This is a genomic window from Raskinella chloraquaticus (SeqCode) (assembly GCF_021731865.1).
Classification (GTDB): Bacteria; Pseudomonadota; Alphaproteobacteria; order Rhizobiales; family UBA4765; genus Raskinella; species Raskinella chloraquaticus.
In genome coordinates this window covers 1-21,514 of record NZ_JAKFWN010000042.1, presented here as the reverse complement: position 1 = coordinate 21,514, position 21,514 = coordinate 1, and the positions used below count along the sequence as shown (strand labels likewise).

Genomic DNA, 21,514 nt, shown 5'->3' with positions numbered 1-21,514 from the left:
TCAGCGGCGCGTCAGGAATTTCCACACGGCAAAGACAAGAACCGTGCTCGTCAGACAGATACCGAGCACCGCCCATAAGCCGTTATCAGCATCCTTGAAGGGCAGGTTTGTTATGTTCATACCCCAAACGCCCGTCATTAGAGTCGGCGGCACGAAGAGTGCGGTGAGGAGCGACAGCACACTCAGATTGCGATTGGCCTGCTGGGCAAGCTTGGAGGCAACCTCGTCACTGACGACGCGGGCGCGCTCGTGGATATCGCGCATGTCATTATCAAGCGCGCTCAGGCGGCGCTCGATGCGAGCCGCGGCCAGCCGCGTATCCTCGGGAAGAGCGGTATCGTTTTCCTCGGCGAAATCGTGGAAGAGAATGGCCAGATGCTGAAGCTGGCGATGAATGCGCAGAGCCGTACGACGGAGCGGGCCGATGGCAACGCGTTCATCGCCCTCATCGGCCAGAACGACACGATCCTCGATGCGATCGAGACTGGTTGAAAGGCCGCGCGCCACTTTCGCCACACCATCGCAAAAGCGCAGGACGATTGCCTCAAGCAGCGTCACAGCGGAGGGAAAACGGCGACCATCCTCGATCAGACGTCGGGTTTCCTCAACCGCCTTCAAGGGTGCACGACGGGCGCTTACCATGAAATTTTCGGTGACGCAGAAGCGAAGCTTGGCAATGTCCTCGGTCGACTTCTCGTTGAACTCCTGTTTGAGATCCGAGAAGATGCCAAAGATCACCCCGTCATCGGTCACCTGCAAAGTCTGATGCTCGTCGACCTGCAGGAACAGCGTGCGCGCCTCATCGGGTATCGGCGCGGCGCTTTGCAACCAATCCAGCGCCCGCACATTGGCAAGGTTGAGATGAAGCCACACCCAGCCATCGCCGGCCTGAAGGACCGACTCGATGGCCTCAGGATTGAGACGCTCGGCAATGCCATCGCCGCGAAAACGATAGGCCCAGATGAAGCCGGGGAAAGGCTCACCGGTTGCGGCCGCGATCTGTTTCCAGTTCATTCCAGCTTCCATAGGAGAACCACCCTTGCAAAGCGTGCCGAAAAGAACCGGGTCGCAGGACGAGGCCGGCGGCGATCAGCGATTGCCCAAGGGCAATTTTCTTTCCAGAATTTCATAACGATCAACAAAGGGATGCGAAAGGCCATGAGCAAAATCACTTTCGACCACTGTGTCATTCATGTCGGTCACTGGGCGCGCAGCATTGCCTTCTACCGCGACGTACTTGGCGCCGAGATCGTGCCCTATGGCAAGGGGGCGATGTTCCGCTTCGGACCAGCCCAGCTCAATACACACGGGCCAGGGCAGATCGGCACGCCACGCGCCGACAAACCGGTGATGCCTGGCAACAGCGATCTGTGTTTCGAATGGCGTGGAACAATTGCGGAAGCCGCCGCTCATCTCGCCCACCATAACGTCAGCGTCGAACTTGGTCCTGTCGAGCGGCCAGGCGCGCGCGGACAGGGGACGAGCCTCTATTTCCGCGATCCCGACGGCTCGCTCCTCGAATTCATCGTCTACGCTGCGTAGGCTTCTATTCGGCTGCCATGACAGTTTTGCCGCGCCTGGTGCGCTGCAGTTTGAGAAGTTCGGCAACGCGGAAGGCGACGTCGAGCGCCTGGCGGGCATTGAGGCGAGGATCGCACAGCGTGTCGTAGCGCTCATGCAGATCCTCGGCCTTTACTTCGAACAGACCACCCGTGCATTCGGTGACATTCTTGCCGGTCATTTCAAGATGAATGCCGCCGGCATAGGTTCCCATATCACGGTGGACAGCAAAGAAGGTTTCGATCTCAGCAATGATACGGTCGAAGGGGCGGGTCTTCATGGTGTTCACCGTCACCGTATTGCCATGCATCGGGTCGCACGACCAGACGACGTTCAGCCCCTCACGCTTCACCGTCTCGACAAGGCGTGGCAGGTGATCGCCGACCTTGTCGGCACCGAAGCGACAGATCAGCGTCAGCCTGCCCTTGCGGTTGTCGGGGTTGAGGATGGCAGCCAATTTCACCAGATCGTCATTGGCGAGCGAGGGGCCGCATTTGAGGCCGATGGGGTTCAGGATGCCGCGGGCGAATTCGACATGGGCGTAGTCGGGCTGGCGCGTGCGGTCGCCGATCCACAGGAGGTGACCAGAAGTGCCGACATAGGGGGTATCGTTTTGCGTTGAATCCTGGCGCGTCAATGCCTGCTCGAACCCCAGCAGCAACGCCTCATGGCTGGTGAAAAATTCCGTCGCCCGCAATTCGGGGTGATGCTCGGGATCGATGCCGCAGGCGCGCATGAAGAAGATCGCATCTTCAATACGGCGGGCAACCTCCCGCCATTGCGGGGTCTCCTCGACAAAATCGAGCATCCATTTGTGGACGTTACCGAGCGAAGCGTAGCCGCCGGTGGCGAGCGCACGCACGAAGTTGAGCGTTGCCGCTGACTGGCGGTAGGCCATGATCTGGCGTTCAGGATCAGGCAGGCGCGATCTTTCGGTAAAATCCGCCCCGTTGATGATGTCGCCGCGATAGCTCGGCAGACTGACGCCATCGACCGTCTCGATGTTGCTTGAGCGCGGCTTGGCGAACTGGCCGGCGATGCGCCCGACCTTGACGATCGGCATTTGCGCCTGATGGGTCATGACCACCGCCATCTGCAGAAAGACGCGGAAGAAGTCGCGGATATTGTTCGGCCCGTGCTCCTCGAAGCTTTCGGCGCAATCGCCACCTTGAAGCAGAAACGCTTCACCATCGACAACGGCGGCGAGCCGGCGCTCGAGCTCACGGCATTCGCCGGCAAAAACGAGCGGCGGATACGTGGCAAGCTGCGCCTCGACGGCGTTCAACGCGTCATTGTCCGGAAAATCCGGGACCTGAACGATGGGGCGGGACCGCCAGCTTGATGGTGACCAGCTTTGGGGCATGTGTCGGGGCCTCAGTTAAGCGCCAAGGGCGCAGAGCGCGCTATATACACGAGGTGGCGCGGGGAAAAAACCGAAGTTTGTCATTACCCGCCGCAGCCTCTAGCCTTGCAGTCGATCATCACAAGGAGAACCCGCTGTGAAGGAAGCCCATATCGAGGTGCCGGCCCGCGACGGGTTCCCGCTGAGTGTCACGTTTTTCGAACCCTCTCAGGATTGCGGGGTCGTCGTCGTCATGCATTCGGCAACCGCCGTGCCGCGCAAGATCTATACGCCCTTTGCCCGTGCGATGGCGCAGCGGGGCGCGGCGGTCGTGACCTATGATTATCGCGGCATCGGCGAAAGCCGGCCCAAATCGCTCAAAGGCTTCCCGGCGCGCATGCGCGACTGGGCGCGCTTTGATGCGCCGGGCGTGGTTGACGCCGCGCTTGAAAACTGGCCTGGCCGAAAACTCTATGGTGTCGGTCATTCCTATGGTGGCCATGCCATGGGGCTGATGCCAGACAATCAGCGCCAGGAGCGTATCGCCATGGTGGCGGCCCAATCGGGCTATTGGCGCCTCATCGCCAAACGCGACCAGCCGCGGGTGTGGACGCTTTTGAATATCCTCGGGCCGGCGAGCGTCAATCTCCTTGGTTATGTGCCAGGTGAGCATCTAGGTCTTGGCCAGGACCTGCCACGCGGCGTATTCGAGGAATGGCGGCGCTGGTGCATGACGCCCGACTATTTCTTTTCTGATCCCACGCTCGATCTTCTGGCGAACTTCCAGAACGTCACGGCACCCGTTCTGGCCGTCGGCATGTCGGATGATGACTGGGCAACGCCGCGTGCCATCGACGCGTTCGTGCGCGGATTTACAGCAACAAAAATTGAACGGCTGACACTGACGCCCGAGCAGGCGGGCGTCAGGAAGGTCGGCCACCTTGATTTTTTCCGCGCCCAGTTCGCAACCACCCTATGGCCAACGGTCATCGACTGGTTGCTGGGCAGGGCTGCAACAGCAGGCTCTTTATGACCGCATGAGCCGTGCGGTTGGCTTGCGCATGGTCACCAGCTCTTCAGCAGCGCTGGGGTGCAGAGCGCAGGTCTGATCAAAATCGCGCTTGGTGGCTCCGGCTTTCAGCAGCACGCCGAGAAGCTGCGCCATCTCGCCCGCGTCCGGCCCGAGGATATGCGCACCCACCACGCGGTCGCTTACACCGTCAACCAGAAGTTTCATCATCATCCGCTCGGCGCTGCCGGAGAGCGTTGCCTTCATGGTGCGGAAGCTCGTCTTGTAGACATCGATGACAGGATAGGCTGCGGCAGCCTGCGTTTCGGTGAGCCCGACGGTGCCAAGCTCGGGGGTTGAAAAGACGGCGCTGGGGATCAGACGATGGTCCATGGCAACCGGATGCTTGCCAAAGACCGTATCAGCGAAGGCATGGCCTTCACGGATGGCGACGGGCGTCAGGTTGACGCGGTCAGTGACATCACCAACGGCGTAGATCGAGGGGATGGATGAGCGCGAGAACGCATCCACTTTAACTGCTCCCCTGCCATCCAGTTCAACGCCTGCCGTCTCCAGGCCAAGATTGCCGGTATGGGGGATGCGGCCGGTCGCAAACATCGCCTTGTCGCAAGGCAGAATGCTGCCATCGCTGAGCGCGACCTCAAGACCGGACGCGCCCCTCACGATGCCTGTGATGCGGGTGCGCGTCAGGATACGGATACCCCGCCGGCTGTAGGCCTCAACAAGGCCCGCGCGCAAATCATCATCAAAGCCGCGCAGGATGCCATCGCCGCGATAGACGATGGTGACCTCGCTGCCGAGGCCATGAAAAATGCCGGCAAATTCAACGGCTATATAGCCTCCGCCATTGATCACCACGCGCTTTGGCAAGGCATCCAGATAAAACGCCTCGTTCGAGGTGATGGCGTGCTCAATGCCGGATATATCGGCTGGCAGTTGTGGCCAGCCACCGGTTGCAACCAGAATATGAGCCGCCGTGACGCGCCTGCCGTCAGCGAGGCGGACCGTATGGGGGCCGTCGACGACAGCCCGCTGGCGGATCACCTCGACGTTGGCGTTGGCAAGCGTCGTTCCATATGCCCGCTCCAGCCGGTCAATCTCCTTGTCCTTGTTGGCGATCAGGGTTGGCCAGTCGAAGATCGGGGCAGGAACCGTCCAGCCAAAGCCTTTGGCATCGGCGAATTCATCGGCAAAACGCGACGCGTAGACCAGCAGCTTCTTTGGCACGCAGCCGCGGATGACGCAGGTCCCGCCGAGGCGGAATTCCTCAGCCAGCATGACCCTGGCGCCGTACCCTCCGGCGATACGTGCTGCCCTGACGCCGCCCGATCCGCCGCCGATGACAAAAAGATCCACATCGAAACTTGTCATGTCCGCTCCGCCCAGGCGCTGGCGATCTTGCTCCTGATGATCAAAGTCAACCCGACGCCATTATCTGATTTTTAAAGCGGCTGACCACGCTTGCGCATCTCGGCACGCACTTTTTCGAAGGCTTCCTGCCCGACCCGCTCTGCCCAGCCATTGGCAATGCGAAAGCTGTCCTGAGCGACCAACGGGCTGACGGTTGCAAATTTCTGACCTTCAGCAGACTTCAGAAACTCAACGATCTTGCGCAGCTCGACCTCCGAGAAACGGGCGGCATAGATGAGCGCGATCTGCGCATAAAGCCGTTCGCGATCAGCAGCAAAACCTTCTTCGACCGTTTTCAAGCTCTCAGTGAGGGCCGTGCGCTTCTTGGGATCAGCCTGTACGGCGAGGTTCTGACCGGTCAGCGTCACGCCCACCTGCTGCATGATGTTGGGCAACAACCCCTCGAACGCATCGACGATGCGCGAAGCGGTGATGAGATCGCGGGCTGCCTGCAGGTGGCTGTCCTTGATCTCGATCTGCTGTGGCACCTGCGGGCCGGTTGCTGGCGAGGGGGCGGGCACGGTCGGCACGATCAACGATGGTTCTTCCTGGACGACGGCCGCCGGCGGTGTTGCGGGTGCGGGCGGCGTCTGCGCCATTGCCGTACCGAAAAGCACTGAAGCCATCAGGGCGGCGATCAGTGGAAAGCGCGTCAGGTTCATCATCGTCAAAAATCCTGGTTGATCGTCAAGAAGCTGAAATTTCATTGATACCGCCCGGGCCGGCGATAATGGCAAGATGTGCCAGGCCGAGGAATAAACCATGCTCAACGACACCTGGAACAGCGTTGAGTGCACGCGCCAAGGCCAGCGGATCGGGAATAGAACGGAATGCCGCATCGACGATGAGGTGCCCCCCGTCGGTGACAAATGTGGCGCCATCGCGGCGTTGACGCAAGACAAGTTCGCCGCCCAGTCCAAGCCGGCGCGCCGCAGCGGCAATGGCCTGCCGGGTCACGTCCTTGCCAAAAGGGACGATTTCGATCGGCAGCGGGAATGCGCCAAGGGTCGCCACCCGTTTGCCCGCATCAGCAATGATGATGAGACGGCGGGATGCCGTTGCAACAATTTTCTCGCGCAGCAGGGCGCCACCACCGCCTTTGATCAAGGCGAGAGCCGGGCCAATTTCGTCCGCTCCGTCGACGGTCAGATCAAGTTCGGGCGTGTCATCAAGCGTCGACAGGGGAATGCCAAGTTCACCGGCCTGATCGCCGCTGGCCGTCGAGGTCGGCACACACATCACATCGAGCCCGGCGGCAACCCGCGCGCCGAGCCCGGCAATAAAATGGGCCGCCGTCGAGCCGGTGCCCAGTCCAAGGCGCATGCCAGGGCGCACCTCGTCGAGCGCGCGCAGAGCCGCTGCTTTTTTGAAATCATCGCTCGACTGCATGATTGGGAAGCCCGGAACATCAAGAATGCGCTGTTCGCGTGCCAGTGGCGCTTGGAACTGTCAAGCGATCACGACTTTACTCGCCTCCTGAATGCAGTTAAGCGCCGCTGTTTCAGGGAAAATTCTGATGGACATCGAACTGACACCGGACTGGACAGCGGTCTTTGATCTTGACGGCACGCTGGTCGATACGATCGGTGACCTTGTCGCAGCACTCAATCACGTGCTGGCGGCGCAAGACTGTCCGGCGCTGAGCGAGGACAAGGCCCGCACCATGGTCGGGCATGGGGCGCGGGCGCTCATTATCCGCGGATTTGCCGCCGCGGGGCGGCAGGTGAGCGACAACGATCTGGTGCGTCTCCATGGCGATTTTCTGTCATATTATCGCGATAATCTGACGCGCCTGTCGCGCCCTCTGCCCGGTCTCGTCGAAGCGCTGGATCAGCTTGCCGCCAGCAAATGGCGGCTCGCGGTATGCACCAACAAGCAGGAATTCTATGCCCGCAAACTGCTGGAAGAGCTTGGCCTGGCGCAGCGCTTCCGGGTCATCGTCGGCAGCGATACGTTCTCCGTTCAAAAGCCGCATCCTGACGTTTACCTGTCAACTGTGTCGGCGGCAGGCGGCTTGCGCGGGCGCTCGGTCATGATCGGCGACAGCAAAACAGACCACGATACGGCGCGCGCTGCCGGCGTCCCCTCAGTGCTGGTGACGTTTGGCTATTGCGATGTCGCGGTCGAAAGTCTGCAGCCGGATGCGCTGATATCGTCCTGGCCGCAATTGCTGCCAGCACTCGCACGGCTTGCGAGCTAGCAGCCCAGCCCGCCCTGGGGCAATCTGTGCGCTGTGCCGGTCACTGCAATCCTTGACTTGTCCGAAACCGCCGCCCTATACCCGCGCCACCGGGCGATTAGCTCAGCGGGAGAGCGTCCCCTTCACACGGGGAAGGTCGTAGGTTCGATCCCTACATCGCCCACCATTATCCTGCCTGCCCTTAAACCTCGCCGGAGATGGTGCGGGCCGCTTTCATGTCCCGTAAATCCCGAATCAGAATCGATGATTTGTCGACGAGCAGCAGCGGCATTGGCGTAAATGTCCGCATCTTCTTAGGGAAGCCACCGGGTATTTGGACGCCAAATCGTGTTTTTCTTGCAACAGGGAGATGAAAAGCTCGAATTTGTCATCTTTCTGACGAAACGCGGGTGTCAAACGCAGCTGACGGGTTTATGGGAGAGGAACGTATTTCGCCTGCGCGCGTTTGCTTCCAGGCGACTGCGCCCAGAGCTTATCGATTTGTTAGGCTTAAAAGCGCTGTTTTGTGGCAGTTTTCGTTGAAGCGTTCGGCGCTTCGCAGTTCGGGCGTGACTGGGTTGAGCCAATCGGATTGGCATCGTTATTCTTGGCCTGTTGTCGGGCCACACTTGAGAGAGGTTGAAATGAAGCAAAAGCTTCTCATAGCGGTAGGATTGTCGGCAGGTCTGGTGGTTGGTTCCACTGCTGGCTATAGCGCCTCGCCGGCCTATGACATTTGGGATTTCACATACCCAACGACGTCGCTGTTTGTGCAGCCGGGCTTTGGCCCGAAGCCCGAGACCGCGAACGTCAACCCGAGCGATGTCGCCATTCCGCAAGCGCCCGCGAGCGCTACCAGCACATCATCGGCGGCCAGCACCGAGCGGCTGCAGGTCACCATCGCCTCGCCGCGGCGCGACGAGATCCCCTCGATCTTCGCCTTTTTCCAGTCGCCCCCGCGTGATGCCAACGGCCTGGAGTCGTACTTCGACCCCATCGGCAAGATCTGGGTGACCTATGACCCGGCGCGCGCCACGAGTGAGCCGACGCAGCGCGCCAACCCGGTACCGCGCGAGGAAATCGACTTTGCGAGCGCGGAAGCACCCGGCACGATCATTGTGTCGACGACCGAGCGCCGCCTTTATTACATCCTCGGCAATGGCCGGGCGCTGCGCTACGGCGTTGGTGTCGGTCGCGATGGCTTCACCTGGAACGGCGTCAAATCCGTGACGCGCAAGTCGGAATGGCCCGATTGGCGCCCGCCGTCGGAAATGATTGCCCGGCGCCCTGATCTGCCGCGCTTCATGCCTGGTGGTGTTGCCAATCCGCTGGGCGCGCGCGCCCTCTATCTCGGGTCAACGCTTTACCGCATCCACGGGTCGAACGAGCCGGGCACCATCGGTCAGGCCGTGTCGTCGGGCTGCTTCCGCATGACCAATGACGATGTGAGCGATCTCTATGAGCGCGCCAAGGTGGGTGCCAAGGTGATTGTCCGCTGAGTCTCAAAGGATCAGCAAATCAGGCAAGGGCCGCTCACAAAGCGGCCCTTTTCTTTTATGAACAGGACTATTCCGCCTGGTTCCTGAACCAGTCCCAGTCATAAATTCCGGTTGCATGCATATCGTCGAACATGAGGCGGACGGCGTAGGCGCCGACCGGTTCGACGGAAAGAATTTCCACATTCTCCTTGCCGGTCACGTGCACTTTCTGGCCGGGACCGTGTCCCTGCACTTCGGCCGAGGGGGAATTGACGCGCAGATATTTTGCGCTGAAGCGACGTGTCAGCCCATCATCCCAGGTGATCGTCAGATGGCGGCGATCACGATGACGCCTGATCTCGACGGGCCAGGGGCGGGAGAGTGGTGATGGCAACGCGCTCTGTGTCATGGTGTCTTATGTCCCGATCCGGCGAGATAATCCATGGGCAAACCGGCGCCCCTTGCGCAAAGCTGCAAGTTGATTAGGTTTGCGCAACATCGCGGGCTATGATTGACATAGCTTACCGGCCCTCCCTGTGTATGCGTCATCGAAGGCAGTTCCTTGCAAACAACGCTCGCTCCCTCCGCTCCTGCCGCCCCGCTGATTGACCCTTTCGGGCGGGCGGTGACGTATTTGCGCGTTTCGGTGACGGATCGCTGCGATTTTCGCTGTGTCTATTGCATGGCGGAGAACATGACATTCCTGCCCAAGCGCGATCTCCTGTCGCTGGAGGAGCTTGACCGGGTATGCAGCGCCTTCGTGGCGCGCGGCACGCGCAAGCTGCGCATCACCGGCGGCGAGCCTCTCGTGCGCAAGGATATCATGACGCTGTTCCGCTCGCTGTCGCGTCACCTCGCCAGCGGGGCGCTGGACGAGCTGACATTGACGACCAATGGCTCGCAGCTGCGCCGGTACGCCGATGATCTCGCCGGCTGCGGCGTGAAGCGCGTCAACGTCTCCCTCGACACGCTGGACGCTGACAAGTTCAATACCATCACGCGCTGGGGGCGACTTGGTGATGTGCTTGACGGCATTGACGCGGCACAGGCGGCAGGCCTCAAGGTCAAGATCAACGCCGTGGCGCTCAAGGGGGTCAATGAGAGCGAGATCGACACGCTGATGACCTGGGCGCATGGGCGGGGCATGGGCCTGACGTTGATCGAGACCATGCCGCTTGGTGATATCGACGGTGATCGTACCGAACAATATCTGCCATTGTCGCTGGTGCGCGCTGATCTCATGCGGCGTTGGACACTGACTGACAGCAATGACACGACCGGCGGGCCGGCGCGCTATGTTCATGTCAAGGAAACGGGCGGGCGGCTCGGCTTCATTACGCCGATGACACATAATTTCTGCGAAAGCTGCAACCGGGTGCGGCTCACCTGTACGGGCGTGCTTTACATGTGCCTGGGGCAGAATGATGCGGTTGATCTGCGCCGTCCGCTGCGCCAGTCGGAATCCGATGAGGCGCTGCACGCCGCCATCAGCGATGCCATCGCGCTTAAGCCCCAGGGGCATGATTTTGTCATCGACCGCAGGAAAAATCGTCCCTCGCTGTCCCGTCATATGAGCGTGACCGGCGGCTGATCCTGGCTGATGTCCCCCAATCTGAAAGGCATCATCGCAACGCTCTGCGCCTCGCTGTTCTTTGTTACTTCCGATACGCTGGTGAAACTGACAGCCCCGCATCTGCCGCTGGGCGAGATCCTCGCCATCCGCGGCGCCATTCTCGTTGCGGGGTTGGCCGCCATCATCATGATGAACGGCGAGTGGCGCCATCTCGCACGGCTTGGCGACCGCCTCGTGGTCCAGCGTTCCGTCCTCGAAGCGCTGATTGCCTACTTCTTCATATCGGCCCTGAGCATACTTCCCCTTGCCAATCTGACAGCAATTTTCCTTACCGCGCCGCTCATGATGACAGCCGTGTCGGCCACGCTCCTGCGCGAGAGCGTTGGATGGCGGCGCTGGAGCGCGGTCGCGGCAGGTTTTGTCGGCATGCTTCTTGTTGTCAAACCGAGCATTCAGGGGTTTTCGCTCGCCTCCCTGTTTGGCCTGGCAGCCGCAGCGCTGTCAGTGGCGCGCGATCTGACGACGCGCCGGATCAATCCCGCCACACCCTCGCTGATCGTGACCTTAGGCGCCAGCCTGTCGGTTGCTCTGCTGGGCCTCAGTCTCGGACTGGTCGAAAACTGGATTGCGCCGCCATCCGCCGATCTTGCGCGATTATTCGCCACGGCGCTGGCGCTCGGCGGTGGCAGCTTTTCCATCATTATCGCCTATCGCAGCGCCGAAGCCTCGGTCATTTCACCGTTTCGCTACGGGGTCATTATTCTGGCGCTTCTCTCGGGCTATCTGGTGTGGGGGGAGAGACCGGACGGGCCAGCCTTTGCCGGCATCGCCATCATTCTGGGGGCCAATCTCTATATTGTGCACCGCGAAAGGCTGCGGGCGCGTTCTACTGCCGGTACACCGTCGGATCACCCCAGCGCCGATAACTGCCATCAGGATAAACGATGACCGGTCGTTGGCCAGCGGGCTGGGTGCGGCGCGGTGGCGACGTATAGACGACAACGTCGTCATCATCATCATCCGCCTGCACCGGCGCGCGCCTGGCTGTCTGGCGGCGCGGCTCGGCTTGTGGCGCTGCCTGCTGGCGCGGACGAGGTTCACGCGGTGCCACCCGCTTGGGCGCAGCCGCCGGGCCCGGTGACAGGCGCGGCTGCTCAGGCGGGGGCGGTGCTGCCTCAACCACGGGACTGGCGGGGGCATTCACAACGGCTACCGGTGCGCTTGGCGGTGAGGCCGGATTGGCAGCCAGCGGCGGCGTGCCGAAGGACACAGACGTGCAGGCTGAATCGTCAGCCGCATTATCATCGCCTGCGAGCGTCCCGTTACTGCCAAAAACAGCGTTCAGGAAATCAGCTGTCAACTCCGTCGGCCCTTCGATATTCGCCCGGCTGCGAAAAGCACGGATCGCTTCAACGGTTTTGGTACCGAGGCGACCATCATACCCTCCAGGATCGAACCCGGCCTTTTGCAGGGCAAACTGAATGGCTGCTATCTGCTCCGAGCGATAAACACCATCTTTCGCGCGCGCCGGCCAGACGATGCGGGCGCATACGGTTGACGAGGGACGGCGTGGGCGTTCGGCAATCTGCCAGTCAATGCTGAGCCGCGCCCTGGCGTCGGGCGCAAGCGCGGTTCCAGCACCCGAGCAGGTCAGGCTTTCGCTCGCCTGACCACATGACCATGAATCAGGCAGAATATTGCCAATCTGCGCTCCCTCGCTGCCAAGCGCGAGGGCGACCAGAAACGGGCTTGCCAGAGGGCGGCTGCCGCGATTGTGCAATTCGACAACCATCGGGCAGGTGCTGGCTGGTTTACAATAGGCCGGAACGGTCAGCGTCAGTGCAAGCGATACCTCCGGCTTGTCTCCGGGTTCCTTCGCGCTTGCCGTATTTCCCGCATCCGCTTTCGCCGGATCGGCGGCAGCTGGTGTCTTCTCCGCACTCTTCGTCGCAGGAGCGGTGTTCTCCACCGGCGCCGGGCAGGGTTTTTCGGCAATGCGGGTTGCCTGATCAAGGGCACCAAACGCCTGTCGGGCCTCTTCCAGCCGCTGGTCACGCTCACGAGCCAGATTGTCGAGTTCCTTTGAGGTGATCTTGCCCGTCTTCTGCAACGTCTGGAGGTCGGCAAAACGGCGGGCGGCGATCTGGGCATTTTCAGCAGCCGCTGCCTGCGCCGCCGCAGCGCTCGAGACGAGTGCTGCCTTCTCCTCCGCGCAAAGTGGACCGCTCGCCAGTGTTGGTCGCGCCACGGTGCGATAGGAATCGTTTTGCTGGGCGTGGACGAGCGAAGCCCCGCCCGCCGCACACAATACCATCAATAGCGCCAGCGTCACGGCTATAGGTGGGCGGTTTTGGCCACACATGTTCAAACTCCGAAACCCCGATCCGCTACCGGATTAGCACAATATATAACGCCCGAATGACAATTTCCCGTCATATCGACTGACATCCGGCGCCATCGTGCCTGTCTGGCGACCAATTGCGACTAATCTTCGATGATGATGCGCGGCGGCGGCTTTCTTGCGCCACTTGCGTTCAAAAGCATGCGCCGCGCGATCTGGCGATAGGTATCGGCATGCGCGCCTTGCGGGTGTTTCACCATGATCGGCGTTCCCGCATCCGATGTCTCACGAATGTAGGGATCAAGCGGGATCTGGCCTAAAAACGGCACCTGAAGACGGGCAGCATCGTCCTCGGCACCACCATGACCAAAAATGTCCGTACGGCTGCCACATTTCGGGCAAAGGAAAAAACTCATATTCTCGATCACGCCAAGGATCGGCACGTCGACGCGCCTGAACATGGCAAGCCCGCGCCGGGCATCGATCAGCGCCATATCCTGAGGCGTGGAAACCACAACGGCACCCGCCAGCGGCACTATCTGCGCGAGCGTCAGGGCAGCATCACCGGTCCCCGGCGGCATGTCGACGATCAGCACGTCAAGCGGGCCCCAGTCGACATCGCGCAGTAGCTGCGTGATCGCCTGCATCACCATCGGGCCTCGCCAGATCATTGCGCCGCTTTCAGGAACCAGCAGGCCGATTGACATGATGAGGAGGCCATTTGTTCGAAGCGGCTTCAGGCGATTGCCGGGCAACAATTCGGGCTTGTCGTGAACACCCAGCAGGGTTGGCACGGACGGCCCATAGATATCCGCGTCAAGCAGGCCGACCTTCAACCCGTCGGCGGCGCAGGCCAGAGCCAGATTGACAGCGGTTGTCGACTTGCCAACGCCCCCTTTGCCCGAGGAAATGGCGATGATCGCCTTGATGTCGGGCGCCAGCTTCGGCGGCGGGGCCGGAGCGGTACGTGGAGGAGAAAGGGCCATGCTAGGTCTCGGATTGATGGAGAAGGACCCTAGCGACAGACGATGCCGGGTCAAGCGCCACCTTGCTCCCGGCATGTCGTGGAGCTGCTTTCGCGCTTGCACTTGGGGCCGGTCCGGTTAGGTTCGCGCTTCAGCGATTTGAATTGAACAGCGGAGCGAAACAGTGGCCAAGGTTGCATTTCTCGGTTTGGGCGTGATGGGCTACCCGATGGCTGGCCATCTCAAGGCCAAGGGGCATGAGGTGACTGTCTACAACCGCTCGCCCGGCAAGGCCGCCGAATGGGTGAAGCAGCATGGCGGCAAGTCGGCGCCGACCCCCAAAGCGGCAGCGCACGGCCAGGAGATCATCTTTGCCTGCGTCGGCAATGATGATGATCTGCGCCAAGTGGTGACTGGCAGTGACGGCGCCTTCGAGGGCATGGCCAAGGGGGCGCTCTTCGTCGATCACACGACGGCGTCCGCCAATGTGGCGCGCGAGCTGCACGCTGCCGGCAAGGGGCGCGGCATCGATTTTATCGACGCACCCGTCTCGGGTGGTCAGGCGGGAGCGCAGAACGGCGTGCTGACGGTCATGTGCGGCGGCGACCCTGCGCCCTATGCGAAGGCCGAACCGGTCATCATGTCGTTTGCCCGCTCATGCCGCCTGCTGGGAGAATCGGGCGCAGGTCAGCTTACCAAGATGGTCAACCAGATCTGCATCGCCGGACTGGTCCAGGGGCTGTCGGAAGGCGTTCATTTCGCCAAGCGCGCAGGGCTTGATGTCGAGGCTGTCCTTGACGTTATCTCGAAGGGCGCGGCAGGCTCTTGGCAGATGGAAAACCGCGGCAAGACGATGAATGCCGACAAGTTCGACTTCGGCTTTGCGGTTGACTGGATGCGCAAGGATTTGTCGATGTGCCTTGATGAATCGCGGCGCAACGGCGCCAAATTGCCGGTTACAGCCCTCGTCGACCAATTCTATGCCCAGGTGCAGGAGATGGGCGGCAAGCGCTGGGACACGTCCAGCCTGATCGCCCTGCTCGATCGCAAATAGCCGCCTCAGCGGCGCGTAAACGTCAGATAGGCGGCAAAACCGGCGATGGCGACAAAGATCACAAACATCGCCGTTTCACGGGCTTCGCCCTCTAGCGTCACGGCGCGCCTCATATCGGCCAGACGCTCCGACTGGCCGGGATCAAGCGACAGCAGCATCAGCACCACGACCGAGATGGCAGCGAGGATGATGAAGATGGGAAAGCGACCTTTCATAACCTCTAGATAAGGCCGGAACGGCGCCAGGGGAAGAGGGTCTTCATTTGCCCAGAATTCGGCGCACATCCGCTTGCAGGACAGGGAGGAGATCGCGTTCATACCATGGGTTCTTCTTCAGCCAGCCGGTATTGCGCCAGGACGGATGGGGAACGGGAATAACCCGGGGCGATGCGTTGGCGCCGTAGGCGATCTGCCAGTTCTCAACGGTTGCCTGGAGGCTGGAGCCGAGATGAGCATCAAGGCCCAGGCGGCGGAAATGATAGCGCTGGGCGTACTGGCCGATCAGCACCAGTAACTCAATATTGCGGAATTGCTGCATCAACCGATCATGCCAGGTGGCGGCGCATTCAGGGCGCGGTGGCAGATCGCCGCCCTTGCTATCCTGGCCGGGAAAACAGAACCCCATGGGGATGATCGCCAGATTGGTCTCGTCGTAGAACGTCGCATCATCGACACCGAGCCATGAGCGCAGGCGCTCGCCTGACGCGTCCGTATACGGCGTGCCGGAGAGATGAACCTTGGTTCCCGGCGCCTGCCCGGCCAGTACGATGCGTGCACCTGGTTTGCCGCGAAAGACAGGGCGCGGCTCATGCGGCAGCGGTGATCCGCGCGGGCTGTCGATACACACCCTGCAACCACGGATCGCCTTTGCCAGATGGCTGTAGGAATCGCTCATTTGACCGGCGCCACGCTGGGGCGGGCGCTGACCTCGGAATGCCAGCGGCGCAGCGACGTCAATTCCTCGGGAACGCTCAGGCGGATCGGTCGCAGAAAGTCGATGGCAACGAGCGCTGTAATATCGGCAACAGAAAACCGATCACCGGTGATGAACTGGTTGTTTTTCAATTGAGCATCGAGCAGAGCGCAGCTTGCCATGACCTTCGCCTTGTTGGCTTCGCCCCATTGCGGAATTTGCGGCAGTTCAAGCTCGGCCATCGAGGGGTGGAGATGGCGGAAGACAGCAGCGGTGTGGTTCAACAGCGTCAACTCAACCCGGCGGTTCCACATTTCGCAGATCGCCCGCTCAATCGGTGTCCTGCCGAACAGATTTGGCTCTGGGGCCATCGCTTCCTCGATATAGCGACAGATGGCGACGGATTCCGACAGCGCTGTGCCATCATCAAGAACCAGCACGGGGATGCGCTGGAAGGGATTGAGACGCGCAAAGTCTGCCTCGTGATGCTGCTTCTTCATGATGTCGACATCGACGACATCAGGCAGCGTTATCCTCTTCTCAGCAAGAAAAATCCCGACACGGCGCGGGTTGGGGGCGCGGGCCGATGTGAAGAGACGCATTCCTTCCTCCCCTGTCGCTGATTTCGACCGCTTTTCCCGTCGCCTTGGTGCTTTCGGGATTGATTAACCGTGTTGGTAAGCCAGTGATTAACCTATATCTCGCACATTGGCCGCGTCCACTGGAAGTCGGATCAAAATGGCGCGGGCTAGCGTAGCGGATTATGGCGGAATTGTAGCGGGCGCCCCGCTTGACGTTCACCGGCACGATGTGTCGATGCGCGTGCAGGAATTGCGCGACAAGCTGACATCACAGTCCGGAACGGCACCGGCCTTCGACCACGAACTCGTTGTTCAGTTTGCCAAAAATCGCCTGTCGACAGCCTTTCTGGTGCCATTGCTGGCGATCGCCACCGCTGGCGTTGGCTCGATCTGGTTTCCGATCGTGCCACTGATTGCCTGGTTGGCCGGCGTGCTGACGATGAACGCCGTGATCATTGCCTCGTGCAGCCATTTCAGCCGCAAATCGCTGGATGCCACAGCGATCAACCGCTGGCGCAAACGCTTCAGCGCGATTGAGGCAATGCATGGCCTTGCCTGGTCGCTCATCTACGCGCTACCGATCATTTCATCTGATCCGATTACCGGGCAGATGTTCCTGTTCGTTCTCACATTGCTGGTTATTGCCGTCAGCGCCATGTTGTCCTCCAGCCAGCCGGCTGCGGTCTGGAGCTGCACGCTTCCCGTCGCGCTTGGCCTCGTGATGCGTTTTGCATTGAAGCCGGAGCCGGTGCCGCTGACGATGGCGATGATGACGATTGCCGCCGAAGGCTTTTTTCTCGTTCTCTCGCATCGCCTCTACACCGCAACACTCGATGGCTTGTCGATGCGGGCGGAACAGGGACGTCTTATTCGCGAATTGGAGCAGGCGAAGATCGCGTCGGATGAGGCGCGTCGCCACGCGGAGGCCTCGAACCTCGCCAAATCGCGCTTTCTGGCAACCATGAGCCATGAGTTGCGCACGCCGCTCAACGCCATCCTAGGCTTCTCGGAAGTCATGCAGGCGGAAATTCTCGGCCCCTTCGGCAACCCGACCTACAAGGAATACGCCGGCGACATCCACGCCTCAGGGCAGCACCTGCTGAACCTCATCAATGAAATTCTCGATCTTTCCCGCGTCGAGGCCGGGCGGTTCGAACTGAATGAGGAGAGCATCAGCCTCGTGACGACGGTCGATGATTGTCTGCGCCTGGTCGCGCTACGGGCCTCCAGCAAGGGTATCACGCTCAAACAAACATTCGAGGAGTTCATGCCCAACCTGTGGGCTGATGAACGGGCGATCCGCCAGATCACGCTCAATATCATGTCGAACGCCATCAAGTTCACACCCGGCAACGGCACGATCTTCATCAAGGCCGGCTGGACGGCTGGCGGCGGGCAATATCTGTCGATCCGCGATACCGGCCCCGGCATCCCGGACGATGAAATTCCGGTCGTGCTGTCAAGCTTCGGCCAGGGAACGAACGCGCTGAAGATCGCCGAACAGGGGGCTGGCCTCGGCCTGCCGATCGTCCGCGGGCTGGTTGATCTTCACGGCGGTATCTTCACCTTCAAGTCGAAGCTCAAGGTGGGAACCGAAGTCACTGTCACCTTCCCCGCCAACCGCGTCATGCAACCGCTTGCAGCTGTTCCACAATCGGAATCTCAGGCGGACCTGCCCACCGAACTGAGGCGCGCCTCACACGCGGCCTGACACGCCGGCCTCGGCAAACGTCGCCATGCCGGAATGTAAGGCGGCGGCGGCCCTGACGATTGAAACGGCAAGTGCCGCCCCGCTTGCCTCACCAAGCCGCAGACCGAGCGACAGAAGCGGTGTCAATCCAAGACGTTCCAGCACATTCGCATGGGCTTTTTCCGCCGAACAATGCGCCGCAAGGCAATGATCGAGCGCATCGGGGCGCAGGGCGTGGAGCACGGCCGCAGCCGCCGTCGTCACATAGCCATCAAGGATCACCGGCACACGCTGGTGGCGGGCTGCAAGGATAGCACCGGCGATGGCGGCGATCTCGCGCCCCCCCAGCCTTGCCAACACGGCGAGCGGGTCGCCGAGATGCCCGCTGTGGGTCGCCAGCGCTGTCTCGACGGCGTTTGTCTTGCGCGCGAGCCCATCGGCGTCGACGCCGGTTCCTGCGCCCACCCATGCGGTCGCGCCGCCACCCCACAACGCCGCGTAGATCGCCGCCGCCGCAGTCGTATTGCCAATCCCCATATCGCCGAGGCACAGAAGATCAGGCTCGCCTGCCAGCGCCTCCATGCCAAACGCCATATTGGCCGCACAGTCACGCTCGCTCATGGCCGGGCCATCGCAGATGTCGCCGGTTGGAATATCAACGGCCAGATCGAAGACGCGCAGGCTGATGTCAAAGGTCTTGCATAGCTGATTGATCGCCGCGCCGCCTTGCGAGAAGTTGGCAAGCATCTGGGCGTTGACGGCAGAAGGGTAGGCCGAAACGCCACGCGCGGCGACACCGTGGGCGCCAGCGAAAATCGCGGCAAGCGGACGGTTGACGGCGATCGCTCGTCCACCGTTCCACGTCGCCAGCCACACGGCGATGTCCTCCAGCCGGCCAAGCGAGCCGGCAGGTTTGGTCAATTCAGCCTGGCGGCTGCGAGCGGCGATGGCGGCAGACGTATCACCGGATGGCAAGGTTGCGACCAGGTGGCGGACATCATCGAACGGTCGGCGGTCCGGGGAGGCGATCATATGATATCTCGCTGGCAGGCGGATGACGGGAACGGCGCACCGCAACCAGGGCATTCCGGTTCGAGACTGGACCGCAGGCGGTTGAGCCTCCTATATCGCCAAAGACAAAGAGGCAACCTGTCATGGGCGATGATAACCAGGCGCAGAGACGGTCGATATTTCTGCATGCACTGCGCAGCGCGCTCATCGACCTTGCGGTTCTGCTGCGCTTCTTCTCGCGGCTGCCACTGCCTCCCCTGCCCTTCGAGGATGATCCGCATGGGCGGCCGGATTTCGCACGCGCCGCGCCGATGCTGCCGCTCGCCGGCATGATCCTGCACGCCATTGGCGCGATCGTGCTGCTGATGATGCTGGGTTCAGGGCTGTCGCCGCTGATCGCTGCGATCCTCGCCGTTCTCGCCCTCACCTGGTCCACGGGCGCCTTCCACGAGGATGGTCTTGCCGACACGGCCGATGGCATTGGCGGCGGCGGCAATCGTGATGACAAGCTTGCCATCATGCGCGACAGCCGCATCGGTACCTATGGCACGGTCGCGCTGGTGTTCAGCCTGATGTTGCGCGTTGCCCTGCTGGCAAGCCTCGTCGAGCGCAGCGGCGCTGTAGCGGCAGCCCTCGTCCTCGTCGCGAGCGGCGGTCTGTCGCGGGTGGCGGCATTATGGCTAGCGGTCGCGCTTGCGCCCGCGCACAGCGATGGGGCCGCGTTTGCAACCGGCGCCCCCGATATGCGCCGCTACATGCTGACGGCAATCATCGCCATCGTGCTCGCTGCTCTTCTCGTCACACCGATGCTCGGCCAGGCCCCCTTCATCGCAGGCCTTGCCGGCAACCTCATGGCAGGCCGCGCCGCAGCCCAGCTTGCCAAACGTCACCTTGGCGGGCAGACCGGCGACATCGCCGGCGCCACGCAACAAGCTGCGGAGATCGCCTTCTTCCTGGCCGTGACTATGCTTGCCGGGTGATCGTAGGGGTTGCGTACGGCAATAATTTTCATGGGGGCTCACCTAGATAGCTAGAAAACGCTATTTGCGTCAGATGGATAAGGTGGAGCGTAAACGTCGGTTTCTTCCAAGTATTCGTCACAAGCGATCCCGGCTGGGGCCTTTGGATCAGAGGGCACCGAACTGGACAGGAAAATTCGAATATCTCTATGCCAATTTCGGTACCGACTCCTATCTGAACCGCGACGGCAACCGCGCTGAATTCGGAAATGACATTCACACAATCCGGGTTGGGCTGAATTACCAGTTCTAACGATATCAACGACCCCGACAAGGAGCGCAGACGGGTCATTTCAGGCTGCATTCACCCGCGCTGCCATCTCCTCATCACTCCTGCTGACAAAGGCCATCGCCTCGCGAACAATCTCGCAGCCCGCGCCCTCCTTCACCGCCCTGTCAGCCAGATGGCGGCGGAAGGAGCGGGCGCCGGGGCGGCCGGCAAAAAGCCCCAGGAGGTGGCGCGTTATCGCCGACAGCCTGACGCCGCGCGCCAACTGGCTTTCGATGTAGGGGACGCAGGCATCAAGCGCTGCTGACGCATCATCATGCGGGTTATTCTGCCCGAAAAGACGGCGATCGACGTCGAGCAGCAATTCCGGCTGATGGTAGGCCGCGCGCCCGAGCATCACGCCGTCGACATGGGCAAGATGTTGATCGGCATCATCGAGCGTGGTGATGCCGCCATTGATAACCACGGGCAATCGCGGAAACGCCTGTTTCAGACGATAGACGAGCGGGTAATCCAGTGGCGGTATCTCGCGGTTCTCGCGCGGCGACAATCCTTTCAGCCAGGCCTTGCGGGCGTGAACGATGACCGCATCGACACCTGCCGCAACAAGCGTCTGCGTCAATGTATGAAGCGCCTCGCCCGGGTCCTGGTCGTCGATGCCGATGCGGCATTTGACAGTGACGGGGACTGAAACCGCCGCCTTCATCGCCGCGACGCACTCACCGACGAGTGCCGGCTCCGCCATCAGGCAGGCCCCGAAGCGCCCGTTCTGCACGCGGTCCGACGGGCAGCCAACGTTGAGATTGATTTCGTCATAGCCAAACCCTTCACCAATACGCGCTGCCTTGGCGAGGTCGGAGGGATCGCTGCCGCCAAGCTGCAGGGCCAGCGGCTGCTCCTGCGGTGAAAATCCCAGCAATTTCTCACGCTCGCCATGAATGACGGCGCCTGTTGTCACCATCTCGCTATAGAGGCGGGCGCGGCGCGTCATCTGACGATGGAAGACGCGGCAGTGCCGGTCCGTCCAATCCATCATCGGGGCGACGGAAAAGACGAAGTCACTGATTTTGCTAGTTTTATCATTAATATCAGTCACTTCTTGCGCTTCCGTGCTGTACTCATTGATACTCATTTTTGCTG

At 61.3% G+C, this 21,514-nt stretch carries 21 protein-coding genes, 1 tRNA gene and 1 pseudogene; 10 read left to right on the top strand and 13 right to left on the bottom strand.

Translation table 11 applies throughout. The annotated features are described in order from the left end of the window. Window positions 1-1,014 (bottom strand): CorA family divalent cation transporter, encoded by a 1,014-nt coding sequence (locus tag ACINK1_RS13700; protein WP_376800488.1) that lies wholly within the window; start codon window positions 1,012-1,014, stop codon window positions 1-3. Between the two features lie 144 nt (window positions 1,015-1,158). Here ACINK1_RS13700 and ACINK1_RS13695 point away from each other — a divergent pair, with 144 nt between their 5' ends. Beyond that, window positions 1,159-1,542, top strand: coding sequence for a VOC family protein (locus tag ACINK1_RS13695; protein WP_376800489.1), 384 nt, complete (start codon window positions 1,159-1,161; stop codon window positions 1,540-1,542). Window positions 1,543-1,546: 4 nt separating this feature from the next. On the opposite strand, the gene ACINK1_RS13690 is transcribed toward ACINK1_RS13695, so the two are convergent. Beyond that, window positions 1,547-2,923, bottom strand: coding sequence for a class II 3-deoxy-7-phosphoheptulonate synthase (locus tag ACINK1_RS13690; protein ID WP_376800490.1), 1,377 nt, complete (start codon window positions 2,921-2,923; stop codon window positions 1,547-1,549). Between the two features lie 136 nt (window positions 2,924-3,059). Between ACINK1_RS13690 and ACINK1_RS13685 the strand changes: the two genes are divergently transcribed. Then, window positions 3,060-3,935, top strand: a complete 876-nt coding sequence (locus tag ACINK1_RS13685; RefSeq protein ID WP_376800491.1) for an alpha/beta fold hydrolase — start codon at window positions 3,060-3,062, stop codon at window positions 3,933-3,935. Here the strand turns inward: ACINK1_RS13685 and gor are convergent. From gor to rpiA, 3 genes are all read right to left on the bottom strand, one after another. Further along, window positions 3,930-5,303 (bottom strand): glutathione-disulfide reductase, encoded by a 1,374-nt coding sequence (gene gor, locus ACINK1_RS13680; RefSeq protein ID WP_376800492.1) that lies wholly within the window; start codon window positions 5,301-5,303, stop codon window positions 3,930-3,932. The two genes, ACINK1_RS13685 and gor, sit on opposite strands and share 6 nt — an antisense overlap. Window positions 5,304-5,374: 71 nt before the next feature. Then, window positions 5,375-6,007, bottom strand: a complete 633-nt coding sequence (locus tag ACINK1_RS13675) for a DUF2059 domain-containing protein (protein ID WP_376802972.1) — start codon at window positions 6,005-6,007, stop codon at window positions 5,375-5,377. Window positions 6,008-6,029: 22 nt separating this feature from the next. Then, the gene (rpiA, locus tag ACINK1_RS13670) at window positions 6,030-6,731 is read right to left on the bottom strand and encodes a ribose-5-phosphate isomerase RpiA (RefSeq protein ID WP_376800494.1); all 702 of its coding nucleotides are present in this window, start codon (window positions 6,729-6,731) and stop codon (window positions 6,030-6,032) included. Window positions 6,732-6,858: 127 nt separating this feature from the next. Between rpiA and ACINK1_RS13665 the strand changes: the two genes are divergently transcribed. From ACINK1_RS13665 to ACINK1_RS13655, 3 genes are all read left to right on the top strand, one after another. Then, window positions 6,859-7,542 carry an HAD family hydrolase gene (locus tag ACINK1_RS13665; protein ID WP_376800495.1) on the top strand — a complete coding sequence of 228 codons (684 nt, stop codon included), beginning with the start codon at window positions 6,859-6,861 and terminating at the stop codon, window positions 7,540-7,542. A gap of 91 nt (window positions 7,543-7,633) precedes the next feature. Further along, window positions 7,634-7,708, top strand: a tRNA-Val gene (locus ACINK1_RS13660). A gap of 787 nt (window positions 7,709-8,495) precedes the next feature. Next, on the top strand, window positions 8,496-9,020 hold the full coding sequence (locus tag ACINK1_RS13655; RefSeq protein WP_376800512.1) for a L,D-transpeptidase: 525 nt from the start codon (window positions 8,496-8,498) through the stop codon (window positions 9,018-9,020). 67 nt (window positions 9,021-9,087) lie between these two features. Here ACINK1_RS13655 and ACINK1_RS13650 read toward each other — a convergent pair whose 3' ends face one another. Further along, a complete protein-coding gene (locus tag ACINK1_RS13650; RefSeq protein WP_376800496.1) occupies window positions 9,088-9,408 on the bottom strand; it encodes a gamma-butyrobetaine hydroxylase-like domain-containing protein in 321 nt (106 codons plus the stop codon). A gap of 153 nt (window positions 9,409-9,561) precedes the next feature. Here ACINK1_RS13650 and moaA point away from each other — a divergent pair, with 153 nt between their 5' ends. Both moaA and ACINK1_RS13640 read left to right on the top strand, forming a co-directional pair. Next, window positions 9,562-10,590 carry a GTP 3',8-cyclase MoaA gene (gene moaA / locus ACINK1_RS13645; RefSeq protein WP_376800497.1) on the top strand — a complete coding sequence of 343 codons (1,029 nt, stop codon included), beginning with the start codon at window positions 9,562-9,564 and terminating at the stop codon, window positions 10,588-10,590. 9 nt (window positions 10,591-10,599) lie between these two features. Then, window positions 10,600-11,520, top strand: coding sequence for a DMT family transporter (locus ACINK1_RS13640; protein WP_376800498.1), 921 nt, complete (start codon window positions 10,600-10,602; stop codon window positions 11,518-11,520). Here the strand turns inward: ACINK1_RS13640 and ACINK1_RS13635 are convergent. Together ACINK1_RS13635 and ACINK1_RS13630 are read right to left on the bottom strand one after the other, a co-directional pair. Continuing rightward, complete coding sequence (locus tag ACINK1_RS13635; RefSeq protein ID WP_376800499.1) at window positions 11,459-12,886, bottom strand: peptidoglycan-binding protein; 1,428 nt, start codon at window positions 12,884-12,886, stop codon at window positions 11,459-11,461. The two genes, ACINK1_RS13640 and ACINK1_RS13635, sit on opposite strands and share 62 nt — an antisense overlap. A gap of 170 nt (window positions 12,887-13,056) precedes the next feature. Continuing rightward, a pseudogene (locus tag ACINK1_RS13630) lies at window positions 13,057-13,911 on the bottom strand (Mrp/NBP35 family ATP-binding protein); the annotation flags it as partial. Window positions 13,912-14,062: 151 nt separating this feature from the next. Here ACINK1_RS13630 and ACINK1_RS13625 point away from each other — a divergent pair. Then, the gene (locus ACINK1_RS13625) at window positions 14,063-14,932 is read left to right on the top strand and encodes an NAD(P)-dependent oxidoreductase (RefSeq protein WP_376800500.1); all 870 of its coding nucleotides are present in this window, start codon (window positions 14,063-14,065) and stop codon (window positions 14,930-14,932) included. A 5-nt stretch (window positions 14,933-14,937) separates the two neighbouring features. Here ACINK1_RS13625 and ACINK1_RS13620 read toward each other — a convergent pair whose 3' ends face one another. From ACINK1_RS13620 to ACINK1_RS13610, 3 genes are read right to left on the bottom strand one after another with little or no spacing between them, the layout of a single operon-like run. Beyond that, a complete protein-coding gene (locus tag ACINK1_RS13620) occupies window positions 14,938-15,147 on the bottom strand; it encodes a hypothetical protein (RefSeq protein WP_376800501.1) in 210 nt (69 codons plus the stop codon). A gap of 43 nt (window positions 15,148-15,190) precedes the next feature. After that, window positions 15,191-15,826 (bottom strand): uracil-DNA glycosylase family protein, encoded by a 636-nt coding sequence (locus ACINK1_RS13615; RefSeq protein WP_376800502.1) that lies wholly within the window; start codon window positions 15,824-15,826, stop codon window positions 15,191-15,193. Then, complete coding sequence (locus ACINK1_RS13610; protein ID WP_376800503.1) at window positions 15,823-16,446, bottom strand: glutathione S-transferase; 624 nt, start codon at window positions 16,444-16,446, stop codon at window positions 15,823-15,825. Before ACINK1_RS13610 ends, ACINK1_RS13615 begins: the two co-directional genes overlap by 4 nt. Before the next feature lie 136 nt (window positions 16,447-16,582). Here ACINK1_RS13610 and ACINK1_RS13605 point away from each other — a divergent pair, with 136 nt between their 5' ends. Further along, window positions 16,583-18,136, top strand: a complete 1,554-nt coding sequence (locus ACINK1_RS13605; RefSeq protein ID WP_376800504.1) for a sensor histidine kinase — start codon at window positions 16,583-16,585, stop codon at window positions 18,134-18,136. On the opposite strand, the gene cobT is transcribed toward ACINK1_RS13605, so the two are convergent. Continuing rightward, window positions 18,122-19,147 carry a nicotinate-nucleotide--dimethylbenzimidazole phosphoribosyltransferase gene (gene cobT, locus ACINK1_RS13600; RefSeq protein WP_376800505.1) on the bottom strand — a complete coding sequence of 342 codons (1,026 nt, stop codon included), beginning with the start codon at window positions 19,145-19,147 and terminating at the stop codon, window positions 18,122-18,124. The genes ACINK1_RS13605 and cobT overlap by 15 nt on opposite strands. Before the next feature lie 122 nt (window positions 19,148-19,269). Here cobT and cobS point away from each other — a divergent pair, with 122 nt between their 5' ends. Then, window positions 19,270-20,106: an adenosylcobinamide-GDP ribazoletransferase gene (gene cobS / locus ACINK1_RS13595; RefSeq protein ID WP_376800506.1), complete on the top strand. Its 837-nt coding sequence runs from the start codon at window positions 19,270-19,272 to the stop codon at window positions 20,104-20,106. 332 nt (window positions 20,107-20,438) lie between these two features. Here cobS and dusA read toward each other — a convergent pair whose 3' ends face one another. Further along, a complete protein-coding gene (gene dusA, locus ACINK1_RS13590; RefSeq protein WP_376800507.1) occupies window positions 20,439-21,410 on the bottom strand; it encodes a tRNA dihydrouridine(20/20a) synthase DusA in 972 nt (323 codons plus the stop codon). Window positions 21,411-21,514: the final 104 nt, after the last annotated feature.